The following is a 23,787-nucleotide window of genomic DNA, read 5'->3' on the forward strand; positions in this document are numbered from 1 at the left end:
ACCTAAAACTCTCACTATGTAAGAGGTATTTCATTTACTATTATAGCACTCTATTTCTGTTTTTTTATTACAGTTTCATTTCAATCCGTGGTAGTTCCTTCTATTTCGTTCTTTCCTTGCCATAATCCTTAAAAATATGACATACAATAAAAACAGCAATCGACGACATACGGTGTCGATTGCTGTTTCACAAGAAAAAAGCATCCAGGCAATCAGCCTGAATGCTTTGTATTAAACTTGCTGCTCATCTGTTGTTGTGTAGCGAATTAAAACAGCACCTGTTTTTGATTCTCCCTCAATAAATAAGCGATTTGCATGTTCCACTTCTTTATCAAAACGGACAACTTTAGAGAGGAATTGATCTTGTGACTCCATTTTGGAAACATCCTGTATTCCGACGTCTACTTTCCCAAAGTTAGTTACCACTTTACCACTTAATGAAATAGTTCGAGGCACATATAATTCAACCGCTCCTGCAACAGTTTGAGCTTTTATTTTGGATGAATTTGTTGAACATGTTGTCACCACAACATGTCCATTCACAGATTTAGCTTCTACTTCATCCAACGCGCCATCTAAATAAACGCGACCATTTAAAGTTTCAGCTTCTAAATCTTTCCCGCGAACCTTCGTTAATTCAATGGAGCCATTAGAGGAATCTACTTCCGCTTTCCCAAAACTGAACTTAGTCCCTTTAATAGCACCATTTAATGTTTTCACCTTTAATTCTTCAACATCTGTATCCTGTAATGAAACACTACCATTCATAAGTCGGACGGATAGCTTTTCAAGTTTATCCTTTGGAACAAGTACCTTCGCATTGACTTGAACAAGCTTTAATTGACTTAGAATTCGAAGTGAATGCTCATCTTCTTTCACAACAAATTGCTCTAAAAAGTGATTGCGTGTTTCTTCTTCACTTTCATTCATAAGCGGTGCCTTCACCTTGCAAATAACTTGAATTGTATCTCCCTCACTGGATTCCAATGAAAAGTTACCATTCGGTAATTCAGCGATAATGCTTTCTACATTGGCAGCAGCCACTTCTTCTGTATGTGTAAACTCAATTTTGTCGCCAAATGGAGAAGCAACATCAAATTCCTTCACCTTTTTGACAGCTGTATTCATCATATCCATAAAAAGAGAACCAATCTGCGTTAAATCTTTACGGAAATCTTGCATCTCATCTTGGAAATGTTTCATAAAGTCTTCTTTTTTCTTGTCGCCATCTTTAGACTTTTCTTCAAATAGTGACTCTTTGTCAGTTGAAAATGACTGTGACTCTTTAGACACATCATCCATAACATTTTGAGTAGATTTGCCAGATTGCTCTAATGCCTCTAATAATGTAATCGCCTCTTGTGCCGAAATCGTACCTTTTTCTACAAGTTCTAAAATTCGTTGACGTTCATTTTGCATAACTAAATAGCCTCCCTCAGTTCGTTATACTATTTATACGATTCTTTAATTGAAAAGTTTCACTGCAAAATTGAAATAATATGGATTTTCTATCACAACCAAGGCTTTCCTTCTCGTCAGCTTGAAAGATGTGCTCCAATCTTCTTTAATTCTATAGATTAAGTAGCGCTTTTCGCATTCCATTGATGATTAGGATTAAGATTTAGAAGCTTCTGCTAGAACTGCATCCATTCTCATACGGTCGCGTTCTAAAATTGGTTTTAAATACTTTCCTGTGTAAGAACCAGGCACTTCTGCCACTTCTTCAGGTGTACCTGTTGCAATGATCGTCCCACCTTTGTCTCCACCCTCAGGACCTAAATCGATTAGATAATCAGCTGTTTTGATAACATCTAGATTGTGTTCAATGACTAAAACGGAGTCGCCATTTTCAACAAGACGTTGTAGCACGACAAGTAAACGCGCTATATCGTCTGCATGTAAGCCTGTTGTTGGTTCATCTAGAATATAGAATGATTTACCTGTTGAACGTCGATGTAATTCAGATGCTAATTTTACACGCTGCGCTTCTCCTCCTGACAATGTTGTGGCAGGTTGTCCTAATTTCATATAACCTAAGCCGACATCTACAATAGTTTGTAGCTTACGTTGGATTTTAGGAATATTTTCAAAGAACACTACTGCATTTTCAATTGTCATATCCAGAATATCTGCGATACTCTTATCTTTATATTTCACTTCAAGTGTTTCACGGTTATAGCGTTTCCCGTGACAAACTTCACAAGGAACATACACATCCGGGAGGAAATGCATTTCTATTTTTATTATTCCATCTCCACGGCATGCTTCACAGCGGCCACCCTTGACATTAAAGCTAAAACGACCTTTTTTATAGCCTCTTACCTTTGCTTCATTTGTGGTAGCGAAAACATCACGTATATCATCAAAGACTCCCGTGTAAGTGGCTGGATTCGAGCGTGGGGTACGGCCAATTGGGGATTGGTCAATATCGATGACTTTTTCAAGTTCATCCATCCCCGTTACCTCTTTATGTTCTCCTGGTTTAACCTTGGAACGATTCAGCTTCTGTGCCAATGATTTATATAATATTTCATTAATCAGCGTAGATTTCCCTGAACCAGACACACCCGTTACTGCGACAAATAAACCAAGTGGGACGTCGACTTTGACATTGCGTAAATTATTCTCCTTGGCACCCTTAATCGAAAGCTTACGACCATTTGGTTGACGTCTTTCCACTGGCAATGGAATAAATTTTTTACCACTTAAATATTGTCCTGTTAAAGAATTATCATTTTCCATGACTTCCTGTGGTGTACCAGCTGCAACAATTTGACCACCATGTACACCAGCCCCTGGTCCAACGTCAATCAGATAATCAGCTGCTAGCATCGTATCTTCATCATGCTCCACCACAATTAGTGTATTACCAATATCTCGCATGTTTTGTAAGGTGCTAATCAAACGATCATTATCCCGTTGGTGCAAACCAATCGATGGTTCATCTAAAATATAGAGAACGCCCGTTAATCGTGACCCTATTTGCGTAGCAAGACGAATACGTTGTGCTTCCCCACCTGATAATGTGCCTGCTGCACGACTTAAAGTTAAATAGTCTAAACCTACATTGACAAGGAAGCCTAGTCTTTCTTCTATTTCTCGTAAAACTAGACGAGCAATTTGCATATCCTTTTCAGTGAGATCTAGCTCTTTGAAAAATGTATCGGCTTCCTGAATCGAATATTGTGTCACTTCACCAATATGCTTATCAGCAACTTTCACTGCCAATGTTTCTGGCTTTAAACGATAACCCTTACAGGAAGGACAAGCCTGTTGTGCCATATATTTTTCCATTTGCTCACGAACATAATCTGAAGTTGTCTCTTTAAAACGACGTTCTACATTTCGCTCAACACCTTCAAATTCAATCATTTGGTCTCGCACATTGCCAAACTCATTTTCATAATGGAAGTGAATTTTCTCTTTGCCTGAACCATATAAAACTTTATCCATCTTGTCCTTTGGTAAATCTTTTACTGGTACATCCATTGGAATCTCATAGTGGTCACATACTGCTTTTAATAATTGAGGATAGTACTGTGAACTTGTAGGCTCCCAAGGTGCAATAGCATGCTCTAACAAGGAACGATCCCAATCTGGCACCACTAAATCTAAATCCACCTCTTGTGTGGAGCCTAAGCCATCACAGCTAGGACAAGCACCAAATGGACTATTAAATGAAAACATGCGTGGCTCTAGCTCTCCAATGGAAAAACCACAAATTGGACAGGCATGATGTTCACTAAACAGTAATTCCTCGTGCTCCATGACATCTACAAGAACACGACCATCTGCTAAACGAAGAGCTGTCTCTAAAGAATCACTTAAACGTGCAGCAATACCTTCCTTCATTACAACACGGTCGATCACAACCTCAATGGAATGCTTTTTATTTTTATCAAGATCAATCGCATCATCTAAATCTCGTAAATCCCCATCAATACGCACACGAACGAAGCCTTGTTTTTTTAAATCTTCCAGTAGTTTTACATGTGTTCCTTTACGACCAGAAACCATTGGCGCAAGAAGTTGCATCTTGGTTCTTTCTGGATAAGATAATAAACGGTCCACCATTTGCTCAATCGTTTGGGAAGTAATTTCTATCCCATGATTCGGACAAATCGGCTTACCAATACGTGCATAAAGTAAACGTAAGTAATCATAGATTTCTGTAACTGTCCCGACCGTAGAGCGTGGGTTACGACTCGTCGTTTTTTGGTCAATTGAAATAGCAGGCGATAATCCTTCAATTGCATCAACATCTGGTTTGTCCATTTGTCCAAGAAACTGGCGAGCATAGGCGGACAGAGACTCGACATAACGTCGTTGTCCCTCCGCATAAATCGTATCAAACGCTAGTGAAGATTTACCTGAACCTGATAATCCTGTTAAAACGACTAATTGATCACGTGGAATTGTGACATTAATATTTTTTAAATTATGAGCACGTGCACCTTGCACGACAATTTCAGTATTTTTCACAAGTCATTCACCCTTCTACCTTCAATTCAAATATTGTATCTCTAAGCTCCGCTGCACGTTCGAAATCAAGCGCTTTTGCTGCTTCCTTCATTTCTATTTCTAGAGAAGCTAAGAGCTGTTCTCTTTCTGCCTTTGTCAGCTTTTTGCCCTTCGTCGCCTTTGTTACATAGGATTCTTCTTCTTCTGCCACTTGTGTAGCACGAATTACTTCTGGTATTTTTTTGCTAATAGTTTGAGGTGTAATACCATGCTCTTCGTTATATGCCATTTGCAATGCACGACGACGTTTTGTTTCATCCAGTGCCTTTTTCATCGAGTCTGTTACATGATCCGCATACATGATGACATGACCATTCGCATTACGCGCAGCTCGGCCAATCGTTTGAATGAGTGAACGTTCAGAACGTAAGAACCCTTCTTTATCTGCATCTAAAATGGCTACAAGTGATACTTCAGGAATATCAAGGCCTTCACGCAATAAGTTAATGCCAATTAGTACATCGTATGTGCCCTTCCGTAGCTCACGGATAATCTCAATACGCTCTAATGTTTTAATCTCAGAATGCAAATATTCAACCTTTAAGCCCATCTCCTTCAAATAGGCGGTTAAATCCTCTGACATTTTCTTCGTTAGCGTTGTTACTAACACTCGCTCATCACGTGCAATTCGATCCTGAATTTCATCAATCAAGTTATCTATTTGACCTTCAATTGGGCGGACATCAATTAATGGATCCAATAAACCAGTAGGTCGAATAATTTGCTGGATCATTTCTGGTGTATGCTCCAACTCATAAGGCCCTGGTGTGGCAGATACATAAATAGCTTGATGTACTCGAGCTTCGTATTCTTCAAAACGCAATGGACGGTTATCTAGAGCAGATGGTAAGCGGAAACCATGTTCTACCAGTACCCCTTTACGTGCTTGGTCACCGTTATACATCCCTCGTACCTGTGGGAGAGTTACGTGACTTTCATCTACTACAAGTAAAAAGTCCTCAGGGAAATAATCAAGCAAAGTATAAGGAGTAGCACCTGCTTCACGTAAAGTTAAGTGACGGGAATAGTTCTCAATCCCCGAACAAAAGCCCATTTCACGCATCATTTCTAAATCATAACGCGTTCGTTGCTCTAGACGTTGAGCCTCCAACAATTTATCCTCGGCACGCAATAATGCCAAACGATCTTCTAATTCTTTTTCGATATTTTCAATTGCTTTTCGCATTTTTTCTTCTCGTGTAACGAAGTGGGATGCTGGAAAAATAGCAACATGCTCTCGATCTGATAATATTTCTCCAGTTAAAGCATCTACTTCACGGATACGATCAATTTCATCCCCAAAAAATTCGACACGAATACAATGTTCATCACGTGAGGCTGGGAAAATTTCAACTACATCTCCTCGTACCCGAAACGTTCCACGTGTAAAACTAACATCATTGCGCTCATATTGAACATCTACAAGTTTGCGCAGTAACTGATTACGTTCAATTTCCATACCTGTACGAATCGATACAACCATTTCACGATATTCTTCTGGAGAACCAAGACCGTAAATACAGGATACAGATGCAATAATAATGACATCATCACGCTCAAATAATGCCGAAGTTGCAGAGTGGCGCAGCTTATCAATTTCATCGTTAATGCTAGAATCCTTTTCTATATAAGTATCTGTCTGCGGTACATAGGCTTCTGGTTGGTAGTAATCATAGTAACTAACAAAATATTCTACAGCGTTATTTGGAAAGAACTCTTTGAACTCACTATATAATTGGCCCGCCAATGTTTTATTGTGTGCCATAATGAGTGTCGGTTTTTTAACCTGCTGGATGACATTAGAAATCGTAAACGTTTTTCCAGTTCCTGTAGCACCTAATAACGTTTGATGACGCTTGCCTGCCTTCACACCCTCCACTAATTCCGCAATTGCCTGTGGCTGGTCCCCATTAGGCTGATATGGCGCTTGTAAATCAAAAGTTTGCACACCTGTCCCCGTCCTTTCTTTCCAATTTGTACATATATTTTAGCATAGCAATATTAAAATATCGAACATTTAACGAACGAATGTTTGTAAAATTTTTTTCTATCCCTAAAATGGAAGATGGCCCATCAACCTTCTACTTTCATCATAGCCGTTTCAACAGGTTTTCAAGCTTTATCTATTCATTAGTCAATTATAGAATGGTAGTCGCAATTTCTCGTTTCTCATTTCTCATTTTTAGTGCAACACTTTTCATAAATTGAGTGTATTGGATCCCACCCACTCTATCATTTCCAAAAACAAAAATCCCGCTCTCCATAGACGCGGAGAGCGGAATAATTAGTATGATTCATCTTCTGTTTGATGCAAGGAGTTTAGTTCGGTTGCGTATTGATAAAATGCGTTTTCATCTTTATCATCGAGCGCTCTATCTATCAGAACTATGAGCTGCTCTTGTCGATGCATACGCTGGATACGATTTAAAAATAAATCTAAATAAATCTCGTTTAATAATCTCTCTGCCTCATCAACTTTTTTTGAATGACCAACGGCTTTTAGAAAATCTGTGTACGAATAATATTTATCCAACGATCTCACCCCGATCCTTTTCTAAATTATATGAAAATTGAAATTAAAAAGCAATGCTTACGATTTGAAAATAACTTGAATTAGCTACTAAACTCGTGAAGTTTAAAGCAAACTCTCTAAGCATTTCATTCATTTATAAGCCTTGTTCCATTATTTTGTATATTTTTTGAAATTCATATTATGTACTACACTACGATTATCAATAGAAAAGGGAGGCACTTTCACTATGACTACCAAATTTGTTAATGGCTATTTAATTTCCTTTAACACTTACTTGCTACAACCTATTCAGCATGACGCTAAAATTTTTACTCATGTTATTGACAAACATAATGAGCTAATTGTTACTCGGAAACCGATGCATGTACTAAGAAAATCCTGTATATCATTAGGCTCCACCTATGAAGCTGCCAAGCAATCTGCTAAACGTTTTTTTGGTAATCAACATAAGCTACCAATAGTTGTGGCTTTTGATTATGGGTTTCCTTGCATTTTTCTACCAACCTATTCACCGAATTCAATTCATAATATATGGATAGGACTCCATGCTATTACTAACATTACACCTAGTAAAACAGGATGTGTTGTCACATTAAAAAATGATAAAAAGATTGAGCTACCTATTCAATATGCTTCTATTAGTAAGCAGTTTGTAAATGCATCAATGCTCTATAAACATTATATGAACGAACGAAAACAGCTTAGTCAAGACTCCCCCTATCATCCACCCTTTTAACTACAAGAATCCCCCAAGATTAACTCTTGGGGGATGGATATTAATTAATTTTTGAACGTAAGTACGCATTAATAAACGGATCTAAATCGCCGTCCATTACCGCTCCGACATTCCCTGTTTCTTCATTGGTACGATGATCTTTTACCATAGAGTATGGATGGAATACATAAGAGCGAATTTGCGAGCCCCAGCCAATGTCCTTTTGTTCACCACGGATCTCATCAAGCTGCGCCTGTTGCTTCTCTAGCTCTAATTGATATAATTTCCCTTTTAACATAGCCATCGCTTTTTCACGGTTTTTAATTTGTGAACGTTCTGCTTGGCATTGTACAACCGTGCCAGTCGGGATGTGTGTAATACGAACAGCTGAATCTGTTGTATTGATGTGCTGACCACCCGCACCTGTCGCACGATACGTATCAATTTTCAAATCTTCTGTGCGAATATCAATTTCAATATTCTCGTCAAACTCTGGCATAACATCACAAGAAACGAAAGAAGTATGACGACGTCCTGAAGAATCAAATGGTGAAATACGTACTAGGCGATGGACACCTTTTTCGGCCTGTAAATAACCGAAAGCATTATGCCCCTTAATCGAAATGGTTACAGATTTAATCCCTGCTTCATCACCAGGAAGATAATCCATTGTCTCCACTTTAAAGCCACGCTTCTCAGCCCATCGTGTATACATACGTAAAAGCATAGAACCCCAGTCTTGTGACTCTGTTCCCCCTGCTCCTGGGTGCAATTCTAAAATGGCATTGTTTTGATCGTATGGACCGCTCAATAATAATTGCAGCTCAAAATCAGCCATTTTTTGTTGGAATTCCACCAACTCTTTTCCCAATTCTTCCTGCAATTCTTCATCTGGCTCTTCACGTAAAAGCTCCAATGTCATATCTAAATTCTCATGTGTTTCTTCTAATTCTTTATATTCATTAACGATTGCTTTTAAGCCATTACCCTCATTAATGATCACCTGTGCACCTTGCTGATCATCCCAGAACCCTGGCTCTAGCATCATTTCATCTAACTCCTGTATACGTGCCTCTTTGTTTTCTAAGTCAAAGAGACCCCCTGAAGTCCACCAATTTTTTGGCTGTAGTATCTAACACATTGCGTACATCTGCTAATTCTATCATTGTAAAATCCTCCGAACGTTTGTAATGGAGCATAGTGTGAAAGCTCCGTATCTTTTTATTATAACGTTTTTACAGAGGAAAACATACATAAATACACGATCCTAAGTCTCGTCCTCAAGCATATCAAGCGTAAAACGTTGAAATACTTTCACACGATCATATTGAACAAGTAAATGCTTCGTCCTTCTCTCTAATCTATATTTTAATAAAAATGCCCGTTGAATACGATACTCTATCGTTTTGACACTAACATCTACAATAATTTCCTGCCCATTCGTAAAGATTATCTTTGTACTCTTTTTATCCACAGAGATATACTCATCAATATGATGGACAGCAAACCATATACATTCCGGATGTAGAGGCGACTTGCTCGGAAACCATAAAATATTACCTCGCTCATCCACAACGATTGGGTTTTTATTAAGCTTACCTAAAATCATTTTTGATCCATCAAAAGCCCCTCTTAAGCTAGAACCATAATAACGCAGATTATAGTCCATTAACTTTGTCGGCGGTATTTTAGAAATATAATCTTTACTTTTTTCCATTACCCGAGTACATAAATTTCCAAAGGAATCATACACAGGCATATACAGCATAGTTTCACTACTCATAATATCCTTCTTATGCATCATTATTCCCCCTTTATGCACTTATGTTTTCAGCCTAAATAAAAAAAGAATATACAAATGTCCGTACATTCCCGCTTTTTTCTACAAGTCGAAATTGCTTGGAAAACTCTATTTCCACCCACATTTCTCCCACCCCATCTTTAATCTTTTGTCACTCTTAATTCTTTGTTTTCAACCCACCTAATTATTAGGTAATAATAGAAGTATTCTCTAAAACTAAATCCCTAATATTACAGCTATTGTATACCCATATTTTACTATTGTCTATAAATTCTGACTTTTATAACAAAAATTTATTTATTTATAAAAAAAAGATCATTTCAACACACAGTTAAAATGACCTTTTCCCTTTATATTATTGAGCTGCGCCATGACAGTTTTTAAACTTCTTACCGCTTCCACACGGACATAAATCATTACGTCCAACATTTTCAGCTTTACGAACTGGTTGCTTTTTCGGAGCAGGACCGCCTTCTTCCTTCGGATTAACAGCCTGACCTTTCGCCACCTCTTCACGCTCAAGATTACTGCGAATTTCTGCCTTCATTGCATACTTCGCAACATCCTCGCGAATGGAAGCAACCATATCTTCGAACATCGCAAAACCTTCTTGTTGATATTCACGAAGTGGATCATTTTGACCGTATGCACGCAGATGGATACCTTGACGAAGTTGATCCATTGCATCAATATGATCGATCCATTTTGTATCAATAGAACGTAATAAAATAACTTTTTCAAACTCACGCATACGCTCTGGAGTAAGCTCTGCTTCTTTTTCATCATATCGAGCATGAACAGCTTCTGAAATCAATTGATTAATGTCTTCAGCAGATTTGCCTTGGAAATCAGCTACTTTTAGTTGACCTTCCTCTAGCAAGTTAGCAGCCACAAAATCATCAATAGCCTTCAGATTCCAATCTTTTTGCTCCCCTTGTGTATAGAGTCCGACAACATTATCGATCGTCTCTTGAATCATCGATTCCACAAGCACACGCATATTTTCTGTTTCTAGCACATCATAACGCTCTTTATAAATAATCTCACGTTGCTGACGGAGAACATCATCATATTGTAATAAACGCTTACGAGCATCAAAGTTATTACCTTCGACACGTTTCTGCGCTGATTCTACAGCTCTCGACACAACTTTTGATTGCAATGGCTGTGTATCGTCCATTCCTAAACGCATCATCATAGACTTCATATTATCTGAACCGAAACGACGCATTAAATCATCTTCTAGTGATAAATAAAATTGTGTCACCCCTGGATTCCCTTGACGACCAGAACGTCCACGTAGCTGGTTATCAATACGACGGGATTCATGTCTCTCTGTACCAATTACCGCTAACCCGCCAATTTCTAAAACACCTTCACCAGGTTTAATATCGGTACCACGCCCCGCCATATTTGTGGCAATCGTTACAGCACCCTTTGTACCAGCATTTGCAATAATTTCTGCCTCACGTTCATGGTTTTTCGCATTCAGTACATTATGAGGGATTTTATGTTTATCAAGCAATTGCGAAATAATTTCAGATGTTTCAATCGCAACCGTACCAACAAGAACAGGCTGTCCTGCCTTATGGCGCTCTGCAATATCAGCCGCCACCGCTTTATATTTCCCTTCCATAGAAGCAAAAATTAAATCTGGACGGTCATCACGAGCAATGGGCTTATTCGTAGGAATCGCAATAACGCTCATATTGTAAATATTGCGGAACTCTTCTTCCTCAGTTTTCGCTGTACCTGTCATTCCCGCAAGCTTTTGGTACATACGGAAATAGTTTTGGAATGTAATGGTAGCCATTGTCATTGATTCATTTTGAATCTCAACGCCTTCTTTTGCTTCAATAGCTTGGTGGAGGCCATCCGAATATCGGCGCCCCTTCATTAAACGACCAGTAAAGCCGTCAACAATCACAATTTCGCCATCTTGGACAACATAATCGACATCATTATGCATACTCACATGTGCCTTTAACGATTGGTTAATCGCATGATTTAAGCGGACATGTGTTAAATCAAATAAATTGTCAATGCCGAATGCTTTCTCCGCCTTTTCCACACCAGCATCTGTTAATGTAACACCTTTTGTTGACTCTTCGTATGTGTAATCTGTTTCTGCACTTAACATACGTACAAACGCATTAGACTGTTTATACAACTGTGCTGATTTCCCAGCCTGACCGGAAATGATTAATGGCGTACGTGCCTCATCAATTAAAATCGAGTCAACCTCATCGATGACAGCATAGTGAAGTGGGCGTTGAACACGCTCCTCTTTATAAAGCACCATATTATCACGCAAATAGTCAAATCCTAATTCATTGTTTGTGCTATAAGTGATATCCGCTTCATAGGCCGCACGCTTCTCTTCTTTTGACAGGCTATTTAAATTTAAACCTACTGTAAGACCTAAGAAATTATACAGCTGTCCCATCTCAGCAGCGTCACGACTAGCCAAATATTCATTAACTGTGACAACATGCACACCTTTACCAGTAATCGCATTTAAATAAACCGCCATCGTAGCTGTTAACGTTTTACCTTCACCGGTCTTCATCTCTGAAATGTTACCTTCATCAAGAGAAGCAGCCCCCATGATTTGGACACGGAACGGATACATCTCTAACACACGTTTCGACGCTTCGCGACAAACAGCAAAAGCCTCCGCACGAATAGACTCTAACTGCTCCCCATCCGCATAACGCTTTTTAAACTCTTCTGTTTTCGCTTGTAATTGTTCATCTGAAAGCTGTTCCATTTGAGAAGCGAATCCCTCAACCTGGTCAGCGATTTTTTCTAATTTTTTTAACTCACGTTTATTGAAATCAAATAATTTATTTAATAGGTTTGCCATGAATGTTTTTCACTTCCTATATAGATTCAACTTTCATTTTACCATTGTGTAACAGTTTCATGCAAACAGTCACCCTACTTGCATGAGAAAGTCATACAAAAAAGACTCTCGCCATCGCGAGAGCCTTTGTCATCATGAAGTTTAAGTTGTTTCAATTAAGCCATATTTTCCGTCTTTACGTTTATACACAATATTTGTGCCGTTTGATTCAGCATCTGTAAAGACATAGAAATCATGCCCTAACATATTCATTTGTAATACAGCCTCTTCCTGATCCATCGGTTTTAAATCAAATTGCTTGGTACGTACAATGGAGTATTCTTCTTCATCCAAAGTCGTATCAGCGACTGCTTGAGTAGTAGCAAAATAAAGGCCTGCCCCTTCACGCTCACGGAATTTACGGTTTACTTTCGTTTTATGCTTACGAATCTGACGCTCTAATTTATCAACAATGAGATCAACCGCAGCATACATATCATTATGACGCTCTTCAGCACGAAGAGTTAAGTTCTTCATTGGGATTGTAACTTCCACTTTTGTTTGCTTGTCATTATAAACCTTTAAATTTACGTTAGCATTGGCGTTAACATCTTCGTTAAAATAACGTTCAACTTTTTCGATTTTATTCTCAACATACTCTCGAATAGCTGGAGTTACCTCAATATTTTCACCACGAATGTTAAAGTTTAACATGTAAACTCCTCCTTTATAACTGCTATACTATCTATTTCTACACAAGTGTGTGAAATTCCTCTAAAATAATTCTTTATTTTACAAAAAACTTTTATAAAATTAATATTGGCTTTGCTTTTTTATTTCTGCCGCTTCTTTTTTGCGTCGTAGCTTTAATTCATCTACAATCAACTCTTCAACACGACCTTGATCATTAAAATAAACGCCATATTGCTTACCACTACCAAATGGACGACTCCAAATCACTTCACCATAAGCCCGTACCTCTTGCGTATCAAGCACAAAATGGATATCCAATGGTGGGGGATTCACACCTAAATCCACTTCCGTATACATCTTTAACCCACGCGGACTAATATCCAGCAATTCAGCCATTGCCGTCTGCCCATGATTAACTCGCCCATTTTCATAAACAGCAAAAGTTATTTGAACAGGCTCCTCAAATTTAAATCGGAAACCTTCTTGACGCTTAAAAATCATATTCCCACCCCAGTATATTGTTAAACATTTATATTGCTTTGATTATGACACGATGCCCATCTTACAGCTAGGGGAATAAGTAACATATTTTACCGTTGAACAGCCTATTTTATGACTATTTAGTGATAATTTCTAACAGATGATTCTGTCTTAAAGAAAAGAGACCATCTTGGTGGATGGTCTCTAATAGTGTCTAAATTTGTCCGCTGTTTCCCTGACCAAATTGCTGTTGTCGATTAATGCGAATAACTTCCTTCCACGTATCGCGGAATTCCGTCACTAATCCTTCTACTTCTTCAATAATGGCTACATCATTTTGAATGTTTGCCTCGACTAGACGATGATTCATATATTCGTAAAGAGGTAGCATTTGTTTCGAAATCTCAATATCCATATTAAGCGTTGCCATTAATTCACTTATAATTGCCTGTGCCTTAATAAGATTTGTATTTTTTTCTTGGATATTTTTTTCTTGAATAGCTTGTTTCGCCTTATTCAAGAATTTTAAACATCCATTATAAAGCATTAACGTCAGCTCTCCTGGAGAAGCAGTGGTTACACTATTTTGTTTGTACGCATTTTGTGCTGTTAAATTTGCTGCCAATAAAGGACAACTCCTTTGAAAGGTTACTTATTTACTAGTTTAAACCATTTTCCGAAGAAAAGCTATTTGATCAATTACGCCCAAGCGTAATTGTGTCGGGATTTTGAATTGTGATAGCACAATTCACTTCTTTTAAAAATCCTTGACATACGCCTGGGCCTTATCTTCATTCAGCTTGCGGCTTCCACCACACTGAATGAAGATAAAAGGTCAATTCTTTTTGTCGTAATACATTCCGTCCATCACACGAACATTGGAGTAAGGGTTGAAATATTGCTGTTCACTTTTTTTCGTTTTTTGTAGGTTTGCCATGTCTTGCTTAACTGCATCCATAACAGCTGCTAATCGTTGTTTTATGCCCTTATCTAACTCTAACAGAGTACGATGAATACGATTTTGTTCATCGAATTGAAAACCTTCTTGTCTCAAGCCTTTAATAATTGTTTCACGCTTGTCCAACATGGTATTAATTGTTTCAATATATTCATCACGTTCTTCACCATTTGGAATGTCACCTAAATGCTTAAATAGATTAGCGGACACCTGTAATAGTTGATCTGTTTGATACATTATACTCTCCTATCTAATAAAGAAATCCTTAGCCCTGCATGAACATGCTTGATTGTTGATTTGCTTTATTAATAGCTTGCTCCATTGCTGTGAATTGTTTCCAGTATCGTGCTTCTATATCCTCTAGTTTTCTTTTCCAAGTACTGATTCGACTTTCTGTATCCACTAAATTTTTTCCAATTGCATATTGAGCGTCGGTCATCGTAGAGCGGCCTGCTTTTTTTTCAATAGTAATTTCAAAAGTTTTCATCGATCCACGAAGTTTATCTAAATAACCGCGTGTATCGACTGTTTTTCCGTCTACGACATCATCCTTTTTACCTTCACTATTTTTAAAGAGTTTTTCAACTGCATCAGGATCTTCTTCCAATACTTTTCGTAATTTTGCTTCATCAATTTCTAAAGTACCGCCATCATTATAATTTTTTGATGTTGTAATCCCAATACTAAAGAGGGAATTATATTTTGAGTCAATACCAGGATTTGATTGGTATACTAAAGAACGCATACCTGCAAGCCCTTCACGAATAAGAGTGTCACCTCTTAATAACCCACTCTTCGCTTTTTCTTCCCAAAGCTTAATCTCACTTTCTGACATCTCTTCTCTTTGTTCACTAGTCAATGGTGTATAATCACGATATTTTGTTTCTTTCGTTTGATCATTTAAATCTTTGATAAAACCGTTATAAGTAGTGACAAATTCCTTAATTTTAGCCATGATGTCATCCACATCTGTTGTGGAAGTCATAGTGACCGCTTGTGCTTGTGGAGCAGCATTTACTTTATCCTCGTCAACTACTTTACCGCCACTACCATCATCCTTTAAAATACCTGCTGCAGTTGCATCTGCTGTTGCTGCTTTTTCGGTATTAGTGGCCTCTGTTAAACGAGTTTGAGCTGCTTTTTCTTCAGCAACTGCAGTTAAATACTCGGAGCGCTTAATATTTTGATCGGCTAAATCATAAAATTGACCTTTTTTTTCTGGTGATAAGCTATTCCAAATCTCTTTTTGTTTTTCTGTTAAATCCTCAACCTTTTTAGTACCTTCTTGCAACTCTTTAATTAACGCATCGCCTAACTGACTATACTTTTGTTTGAAATCGTCAGCCTGAGCTTTTTCTTGATAAGTTTTTAAAGTTGCTGAATCTGTTGCTATTAAATTAGTTAAATCATCTTTACTTAAAGATTTTAGCGCATCTTTGACTTCCTTTGTAAACTCCGGATTATCATCTATATCTTTATGAATTTTTTCAATTGAATCACTGCTGTTATATGAGAAACGTTTTAATGCATCAATGGCATTTTGATCAAAATCTTTTAATTTTACACCATATTTTTCGTATTCCGCTTGAGCTTTAAAATCTGTAAGCTGATCTTTGTTTGTAAATAAAACATCTAGGGCGCTATTTGATAAACCTTTTAATTTTGCTTTACTTTCATCACTTAAAGTACTTCCATCAATATTGTCTTTGATTCCTTGTACGGATGTCTGGTTTTTAATGAAATCTATTTCATCTGTTGATAAATTTCTCCATGCATCATTTCCTAGTTTGTTATATTGCACTTGTTGTGACAAAGATAAAGTATTACCAAAAGCGTTTTTATACGCAGTTTCATGGTTAGCGGTATAACTATTAATATCACTAGCACCATAAGCATTTTGTTTTGTAATAAGATTTGCTTGCTTATTTGCTAAATTGGTAGTAGCATTTTTTAATTCTTCCACAGCAGCCTTATATTTATCTGCAATCGTTTGGAGGCCATTAAATGTATCTTTTAGCGTTACATTATAGCCTGAAATAGTAAATGTATTTGTTGTTCTTTCTGTAGCTATGCCATTCACAGTGAAAATAGCATTTTTTCCTTCTGTATTTTGAACTTTATTAGGATCAGCAAACCCTAACTTGTTGAAAATATCTAAACCACCTACAACTTTGATTTCATCATCACCTTTAACATCACCAGTGTTTTTGGCAGTAAAGGAGAATCGACCATTTTCAAATACAGCACTTATTCCTGCATTACTAGAATTCACTTTACTAATAAATTGATCAACTGTCATATCAGAAGTAATTTCAATCTTTGTTGCTTCACTTGCTAATTTGCCGTTGGTTTGGATGGCTTTAAATTCTATAGTTCCTGTTGATGCAAAATCGGATATTTTCGTAGTTCCTACAGCATTAACCTGGTCACCAACTTTACGAGCTGCTGTAGCTAATTGAGAAACACCCTCAATTGACAGTGTTCCCGCAGCACTTCCTGTTGCAGTTGCAGTTACTAAGTTAGAATTGGAACTAGCTGCTGTTTTAGAAAGAAAGCTTTTTAACACTAGATTATCTGCAATGTAAGTATCGAATGTTTTTAATTTTGTATTAACACTGCGATAAGCGTCACGTTGCCATTCGTATGTTTGTTTCTTTTGATATAATTTGTTTAATGGTGCTTTTTCCGCATTCATTAATTTTTTTACGAGTGCATCTATATCCATTCCTGAAGCTAAACCGCCGATTCTATTTACCATTATTATTTCCTCCTAATTATGCTTATATTTTTTCGTCTACAATCATTCCTAATAACTTTTGCATCTCATAAAATGCGTCTAAAAGTTTTTTGGGAGGGATTTCCTTTACAACTTCTTCAGTTTTAGTATCAACAACTTGTACAAAATAACGGTCTAACCCGTCATGTAAAACAAATTTAGAAGCATTATGATTGATTTGTAAAAATTCATTTATAGTATCTACTGCATGTTGCAGCTTCTCTTTAGATATTTCTTGTACGTCAGCAGTAGGTAGATTTTCTCCTTGTGATTGCGTTACTAATTGAGCTTTACTAGTAGTCATCGTTGTTTCTTCTGCTTTTTTCGCAACTGTAGATGACGTTGCAGTTTCTAAATCTGTAGATTGTCCTTGAGCTGCAATACGCATAATATGTAACCTCCTAAACTTTTCTTATTCTTATATTTAATATCGGAAGTTTTTAGGAATGTTTGACTCTTTCTACTGAAGTACTTTGATTTGTTTGTATACTTCAAAGAATGGCCTCTCGTTCAAATAATTCTTTCTTGAACAAGAGGCCATCTATTCTATCCTATTTAATTTTAAATTATCTCACTGTATTTTTATTTTACGACTGTAATTTTATTGCTCTTTGAATAGTTATATCTACATATTTCTCTAATTTATCAATAAATTGTACTGATACATCTTCTAATGTATTTAAGTCTAATAATTGCGCTTCATAATGTTCTAAATCAACTAATCCATTGTCAGTTACATTAGATTTAGTCTTAAATCTAAAAATATGTTCAGCATCTGTAATAGCAACTAGATAAGGTTGATTAGGGTGTATTGTTTCCGTTGTGGCTGTACCACGCCCGTTACCTCCAAAATCTTTTAATACAACACCTTCATTACTATCTAACTTAATGTCAGCAAGTTTAGCAATTGTAGGGTAAATATCAAGAATTGAACATAATTCATTACTAATTTTCCCTTCAACTTTTCCACCTGCCAACATAAATGGGACCTTACGTCTTGGTTCATGTAAGAGAAAGTCGTCTTCTTTTAAATAAGTTTGTCCATGATCAGCTACTAAAGCGACAATAATATTTTCTTTGCCAAAACTTGATTCAAGATAACTATATAATGAGGATAAATGTAAATCTACTCGCTTTAATTCTGATTCGTACTTTTTAATTTTATTTGGGTCATAAGGAGATAATACAGATGTAGCACCAAGATTTTTATTTTGTCTATATTTTGCTGACACATTTACCTGACTCATTAAATCATTATTAATTTCATCAGCTACATCATGTAAATCCATTAAGCTTATCCATAAAAAATGATTGTTATTTTTGAATGTCTCTAAGTGTTCGATTGCTTCCGCAACAACTTCTCCAGCTGTAAAGCCGCCTGTATAGTTTTGATATAAGATTCTATCCATCCCCTCTAAATAACCATAAGTAGGTGTAACCCGCCAGTCATTATTTATTTGGGTAGTCATATATCCATTCTTTTGAAAATCCTTAGTAAATAAATGATTATGTTTATTTAACTCAAAATGATTTGAAGGATGGTAAAGGCCGTGCTGTAAGGTAGTCTTGCCGGTATATATGCTTGCAACACTTGGTAATGTCCAATCTCCTGTTGTATAGCAATTATTATTTATATAACCATTTGAGAAAAAATTATATGTATGTGGCATTAAATCATTTAACTTTTCTTCTATTACACTATTTGCTAATCCATCTACAAAAATAGTTATTATAACTTGCGCAGATTTTAATTTAGGCTTCAAATTAACTGGTTTAGCAACAAAAAAGAGTTTACTAGACGTTACTTTATATTTACCAACATCCGCAAATGTAAAATAATTAAATTGGTTAGTCCTTAACACATTTTTAGGAAAACAAAAATTAATTTTCGGGCCTTCCACTAAAATATCATCATATTCTTCAAACAATGCTACTGGTAATGTTGTTTCATTATTAATTTCAAATGAAAATGAATCAGTAGCTTTCCCTTGTAACAATTCAGTTTTAAAATAGTAACGTGAATTTATATCTATATCCTTGACGTCCATTGATTTATACATTTCCGTAAAGTATTCATTGTCAGAAGAATCTTTTACAATTTTTTTAATAAGACTTTGATTAAAGCGATTAACTGGATACGTTCTCTCGTCTCCTTCATGAAGAATCATTTGTGTATAATTTAAAATTGAATGTAGCTGTTCAGGTATTAATGTAGAATCATTTTTTATTATTTTTATTATTTTATTAAGTTGATTTGCTACTTCTTCACTATCTTCGTCACAACTCGCTAACTTTAAACATCGTGCAAACAACCATAAGCTATGTATTTGTTCTCCAATTGCACTCTTTAAAGTTGCCAAATTATAAAAGATTTCAAATGAAAATGGGAACTCCTTTATTGCCTCCTCTAATAAGATTATTCCTTGTTGATACTCATGTATTAAATAGTAGTAATTGGAAAATAAGGAATAATAAGCTTCATTTCTTATAATTATTTTATCTAATTTTTCTTTAGCTTCTGTAAATTGACCTTCATTTAAGAGATACGTAATTTCTTCCTCAAGCTTTTTAATAGCAGTTATTTTAACATCTTTCAAAAATATCACTCTTTCAATATTAAAATATTATTAGTATTATTTAAAGAATGCAGTTAAAATCACTCATCTAGTTCTTTTTAATAGCCATTCTTGCTAAAAATGGGTTTTCATTTTTATAAATTGAAAGTCCTCTGCCTTTTGAAAATTCTTGAATTGAAAACCCTAGATTTATTAATTTGGTAATTAGCAAATCTGTATCTATATATCTTCTATAATGATTATCAAAAACTTTGTCTAATTCTTCATCTTCTTTTGTTCGAAACTCCGAAACTATTTCACATGGAATTTGAATATTCTCGAGAATGCTTTCAAAAATCAAATTTTCTGTTTCATCTGTAATTGCATGTAAGAAAAACCTAGTATAAAATAAAATATCCTTTTCTTGCGACATTGAAATTTCATTTAATTTAACCATTAATTTTTGAACTTCATTCTCATTACTTAAATCAACACAGTCGAAATGCACTTTATTATTTGTATTCAAATATTTTTTCAACGTGATCTTATTATTTTTTATTACTTCTTCTGATCCATCAATACCGATTACTTCAAAACCATTTTTTGCAAAATAAAAAGTATCATTCCCAGTACCACATCCTAAATCAATTAGAATTGTGTTTTTTATCATTCGTTCTTTTTTTCTAAAAATAAACTCACTAAAAGTTGATGATTCTGTTAAATTCACTCGTTTTTTATAAAATTTTTCCCAATACTGTTTATTTATATAATTCATAAAAAATTCTCCATTCTTTTTTTTTTCGTATTTTCACCTCTTCTTCTCTTATTTCAAACTATCCAAATATTTATATTTTTTAAAAATTTGTTTATTTTCATTAATTTGAATTAAGACGTTTATGTATAAAAAACGATACTTAATTACTAATCATCACAAACATATGTCCCATTGTAGTATAGCCAGAATCCTCCATACCTTTACGAACGCCTTGAAGATAAGAAGAATTATGTTCAATTGCTTTTGCAAGTTGTTGTATACATTCAATAGCCATTTCTTGCGTTAAATTTTGTTCGTTTGAAGCCATTCCAATCATATGTAATTTAATAAGTGTAAAGTGAATAACAAGCATCATATAGCTCTCAAACATTGAATTGTAATTAAACGGAAATAGGTTTTTAAATATATAGTTGACAATATAATTTTCAAGTATATAACCCTGCTTTTCCATGAATGGTTCATAATAATCTAGATAGCTTTGATTATATTTAGCAATCGATTTATCCATGTCCTGTACTTCTTGATTGTCATCTTCATCTAATAATAATCCTTCTAATAGTTGAGATAGAATAGATAAATATTTTTCCGATGACACACCTCCAGCAGACATACGATAACGTATTAAATCTCGAGCTAAATTTAGTTGAAAAATCAAGTTCCCTTCAATATTTTTTAAGGATTCAATGAATTCTTCATTATCTAAGCGATTTAAATAATCTTCCATTATTTCAGGTAATTTTTTTTCTAATTCAGTTTGATTTAATTGCTCAATTTTTTGTATAAACAGACCCAAAATAATTAATCGGATTTCTATAGGTTGTTTACGACTCTGCATTAGTTGAATAGTAAAAACTCTTAAATCCCAAAATAAAGGATGCTTATTTAAATTAATTTCACCACTTATTAATCCTCGAGTATCTTTAGGCTCCTCTGTCTCAATAAAACCTAAACCTTCTTCACGTAATAGAACAACTCTTGCTGCCTCAGGGCAAGATAATGTTAAACTTTTTTCTACAATGGAACCTACTTGTGTAAATTGTCTTGGATAAGTAGCACAAGTATTACATAAAAACTGTTCTCCCAATTCTTTATGAATACTACATAGGCCATCCTCCAACATCATATGACAGTTCTTATTTTCGTCTAAAAGTAATTTTGCGTAACTCGAATCATCCTGTTGATTTCGATTACGTTTTACATAGCGTTGTAACTTCTCACTTATTTCTGGATGTTTTACTTTACGATAATTTTGATAAGTCTTTTTATCTACTGTAATATTCCACCCTGCACAACAAGTATCCTCACAAGCACCACCAATACAACTAAACTCTTCAAAATACTCTGGTATTAAAATTGGTCTCATATTTGCACATCCTAATTTTTTCTCATTTTAATAAATACTTTACATTAGAGTTTCCGTATAAAGATATTCACAAATCTTAAAATCTTCTTCTGTATCTATGTCGAATGATCTCTCAATTGGCATAACATAAGCTATAGTTTCATCTGTAATAAAGTTTCTCGTTTGTTTTAAAAGATTAATATTTGCTAAATAGATTGCTCCATTTAAAGTATATACTTTTGGCAAATCTTGACGTCTTGTTATTAAAGATTGTTGTTTCAATAATGGTTGCATTTTAGCACAATTATCTAATGTATACATCCAATATGGGGATTGCTCTACCTCACATACACTAACGCAAAATCTGGCTTTTTCTTGTAAAAAATACTCTATACATCCATCTATATCTTCAACTAAACGCAGGGGAGATGTTGGTTGTAATACAACAACATAATCATAGTCAGCAAAATGTTCTAATGCATGTAGAACTGGCTCAATTCCAGCAGTATTATCTTCTGCTAGATTAGCAGGTCTTACAAAAGGAACATATGGACCAAATTTTTGAGCAATCTGTAAGATTTCTTTATCTTCTGAAGAAACTATGACTCTATCAATATATTTGGACTTATTTGCTTCTTCAATTGTCCATGCAATTAACGGTTTCCCTGCTAACTCTTTAATATTTTTCCGTGGCACACTTTTTGAACCTCCGCGTGCAGGGATAATTGCTAAAACTTTAGGCTTCATTTAAAAGCTCCTTAACCTCATTATTTGCTTTATTAAAATCATCAATTTGCCCAATATCTAACCAATATTCTCTAATTGGGAAAACAGATGTTTTACTATTTTTTTCTATTAATTTTTCAAACAGGGAAGGCATATCATAAAACTCATCCTGTGGAATATAGTCAAGTACATCAGGATTTAATAAGTAAATTCCGGCATTAACAAAGCTACGATGAATCGGTTTTTCTTTAATTGTCACCAAATCGGTACCGTTTGTTTCAATAACTCCATAAGGGATTTGATATTCAAATTCCCTTACACACATTGTTGCTACTGATTCATACTCCATATGGAATTGCATTAGTTGATCGAAATTAATTTGTGTGAGCAAATCTCCATTCATCACAAAAAATGGTTTCGTAGGCCTTTTTTTTAATAATGAAAGTGCTCCAGCAGTCCCCATTTTCTTGTCTTCCTCGATATACTCAATCGTTACATCAAATGCTTCCCCATTTTGAAAATAGTCCTGGATTACCTCTTTTTTGTAATTAACAGAAAAAATAAAATTAGTATAGCCATATTGCTTGAAACCTTCTATTATTGTTTCTAAAATCGGCTTATTTCCCACTCTAAGCATTGGTTTTGGTGTATCGTTTGTTAATGGTCGCAACCTTGTACCTAATCCGCCAAGCATTAATACAACCGTGTTTTTATTTAATGTAGTTTCAATATTGTCCGCAAAAAGTATATTGATAATTCTATTATTCTCATCTACTATAGGTAACTGCTTAAGCATTTTTGATTTCATTAATTGCTTATATTTATGATACCTTTGACCACTTTTTGCAGTTATTGGATTTGGGTTCATAATAGATGTAATTTTCACATCAAGACCTTCACCTCGCAAAATGCCACGGCGAATATCTCCATCTGTGACAGTTCCAAGCAAATGTTGTTCTTCATCTACAACTACTGCAAATTGCAAAGAAGAATCATCAATAATTTTCATAGTTTCTAGTAAAGTATGATTTTGATCAACTAGCGTTTTTTGCCATTTTTTCATATAG

General features: G+C 35.4%; 19 protein-coding genes. 1 reads left to right on the forward strand and 18 read right to left on the reverse strand.

What is annotated here, in order from left to right:
- Positions 1 to 231 precede the first annotated feature (231 nt).
- From AC3CH7_RS06800 to AC3CH7_RS06815, 4 genes are all read right to left on the reverse strand, one after another.
- Complete coding sequence (locus AC3CH7_RS06800) at positions 232 to 1,419, reverse strand: DUF4097 family beta strand repeat-containing protein (protein ID WP_012292923.1); 1,188 nt, start codon at positions 1,417 to 1,419, stop codon at positions 232 to 234.
- Between the two features lie 195 nt (positions 1,420 to 1,614).
- On the reverse strand, positions 1,615 to 4,482 hold the full coding sequence (gene uvrA, locus AC3CH7_RS06805) for an excinuclease ABC subunit UvrA (protein WP_488381628.1): 2,868 nt from the start codon (positions 4,480 to 4,482) through the stop codon (positions 1,615 to 1,617).
- A gap of 7 nt (positions 4,483 to 4,489) precedes the next feature.
- Positions 4,490 to 6,469: an excinuclease ABC subunit UvrB gene (gene uvrB, locus AC3CH7_RS06810; protein ID WP_012292921.1), complete on the reverse strand. Its 1,980-nt coding sequence runs from the start codon at positions 6,467 to 6,469 to the stop codon at positions 4,490 to 4,492.
- Between the two features lie 336 nt (positions 6,470 to 6,805).
- Entirely contained in the window at positions 6,806 to 7,054 is a 249-nt protein-coding gene (locus AC3CH7_RS06815) for an IDEAL domain-containing protein (protein ID WP_012292920.1), read from the reverse strand.
- 226 nt (positions 7,055 to 7,280) lie between these two features.
- On the opposite strand from AC3CH7_RS06815, the gene AC3CH7_RS06820 reads away from it, so the two are divergent.
- On the forward strand, positions 7,281 to 7,790 hold the full coding sequence (locus AC3CH7_RS06820; RefSeq protein ID WP_036167193.1) for a competence protein ComK: 510 nt from the start codon (positions 7,281 to 7,283) through the stop codon (positions 7,788 to 7,790).
- Between the two features lie 40 nt (positions 7,791 to 7,830).
- Here the strand turns inward: AC3CH7_RS06820 and prfB are convergent.
- The 14 genes from prfB to AC3CH7_RS06890 all read right to left on the reverse strand — a co-directional run bounded on the left by prfB (position 7,831) and on the right by AC3CH7_RS06890 (position 23,783).
- Positions 7,831 to 8,935 (reverse strand): peptide chain release factor 2 gene (gene prfB / locus AC3CH7_RS06825; protein ID WP_206700897.1). Its coding sequence is split into 2 segments (ribosomal slippage): positions 7,831 to 8,859 and positions 8,861 to 8,935, totalling 1,104 coding nucleotides; the frame shifts between segments, so codons are not numbered across the junction.
- 101 nt (positions 8,936 to 9,036) lie between these two features.
- The gene (locus AC3CH7_RS06830; protein ID WP_036160840.1) at positions 9,037 to 9,570 is read right to left on the reverse strand and encodes a competence protein ComK; all 534 of its coding nucleotides are present in this window, start codon (positions 9,568 to 9,570) and stop codon (positions 9,037 to 9,039) included.
- Between the two features lie 355 nt (positions 9,571 to 9,925).
- A complete protein-coding gene (gene secA / locus AC3CH7_RS06835) occupies positions 9,926 to 12,436 on the reverse strand; it encodes a preprotein translocase subunit SecA (protein WP_012292916.1) in 2,511 nt (836 codons plus the stop codon).
- Positions 12,437 to 12,577: 141 nt separating this feature from the next.
- A complete protein-coding gene (gene hpf / locus AC3CH7_RS06840; RefSeq protein WP_012292915.1) occupies positions 12,578 to 13,129 on the reverse strand; it encodes a ribosome hibernation-promoting factor, HPF/YfiA family in 552 nt (183 codons plus the stop codon).
- Between the two features lie 99 nt (positions 13,130 to 13,228).
- A complete protein-coding gene (locus tag AC3CH7_RS06845) occupies positions 13,229 to 13,609 on the reverse strand; it encodes a PilZ domain-containing protein (RefSeq protein ID WP_036214791.1) in 381 nt (126 codons plus the stop codon).
- Between the two features lie 193 nt (positions 13,610 to 13,802).
- Positions 13,803 to 14,213, reverse strand: coding sequence for a flagellar export chaperone FliS (fliS, locus tag AC3CH7_RS06850; RefSeq protein ID WP_012292914.1), 411 nt, complete (start codon positions 14,211 to 14,213; stop codon positions 13,803 to 13,805).
- Between the two features lie 210 nt (positions 14,214 to 14,423).
- Positions 14,424 to 14,783: a flagellar protein FliT gene (gene fliT, locus AC3CH7_RS06855; RefSeq protein WP_099804995.1), complete on the reverse strand. Its 360-nt coding sequence runs from the start codon at positions 14,781 to 14,783 to the stop codon at positions 14,424 to 14,426.
- 28 nt (positions 14,784 to 14,811) lie between these two features.
- Positions 14,812 to 17,304, reverse strand: coding sequence for a flagellar filament capping protein FliD (gene fliD, locus AC3CH7_RS06860; protein WP_012292912.1), 2,493 nt, complete (start codon positions 17,302 to 17,304; stop codon positions 14,812 to 14,814).
- A gap of 22 nt (positions 17,305 to 17,326) precedes the next feature.
- Positions 17,327 to 17,710, reverse strand: a complete 384-nt coding sequence (gene flaG / locus AC3CH7_RS06865; RefSeq protein WP_488381629.1) for a flagellar protein FlaG — start codon at positions 17,708 to 17,710, stop codon at positions 17,327 to 17,329.
- A 199-nt stretch (positions 17,711 to 17,909) separates the two neighbouring features.
- Positions 17,910 to 19,919 (reverse strand): sulfatase-like hydrolase/transferase, encoded by a 2,010-nt coding sequence (locus AC3CH7_RS06870; protein ID WP_488381630.1) that lies wholly within the window; start codon positions 19,917 to 19,919, stop codon positions 17,910 to 17,912.
- Positions 19,920 to 19,986: 67 nt separating this feature from the next.
- Entirely contained in the window at positions 19,987 to 20,652 is a 666-nt protein-coding gene (locus AC3CH7_RS06875; protein WP_488381631.1) for a methyltransferase domain-containing protein, read from the reverse strand.
- Between the two features lie 139 nt (positions 20,653 to 20,791).
- A complete protein-coding gene (fliB, locus tag AC3CH7_RS06880) occupies positions 20,792 to 22,015 on the reverse strand; it encodes a flagellin lysine-N-methylase (protein WP_036160838.1) in 1,224 nt (407 codons plus the stop codon).
- A 39-nt stretch (positions 22,016 to 22,054) separates the two neighbouring features.
- Positions 22,055 to 22,741 carry an acylneuraminate cytidylyltransferase family protein gene (locus tag AC3CH7_RS06885; protein WP_488381632.1) on the reverse strand — a complete coding sequence of 229 codons (687 nt, stop codon included), beginning with the start codon at positions 22,739 to 22,741 and terminating at the stop codon, positions 22,055 to 22,057.
- Positions 22,731 to 23,783, reverse strand: a complete 1,053-nt coding sequence (locus AC3CH7_RS06890) for a nucleotidyltransferase family protein (RefSeq protein WP_488381633.1) — start codon at positions 23,781 to 23,783, stop codon at positions 22,731 to 22,733. The genes AC3CH7_RS06885 and AC3CH7_RS06890 overlap by 11 nt, the downstream gene beginning before the upstream one ends.
- Positions 23,784 to 23,787: the final 4 nt, after the last annotated feature.

It is taken from the genome of Lysinibacillus sp. F12 (genome assembly GCF_057773605.1).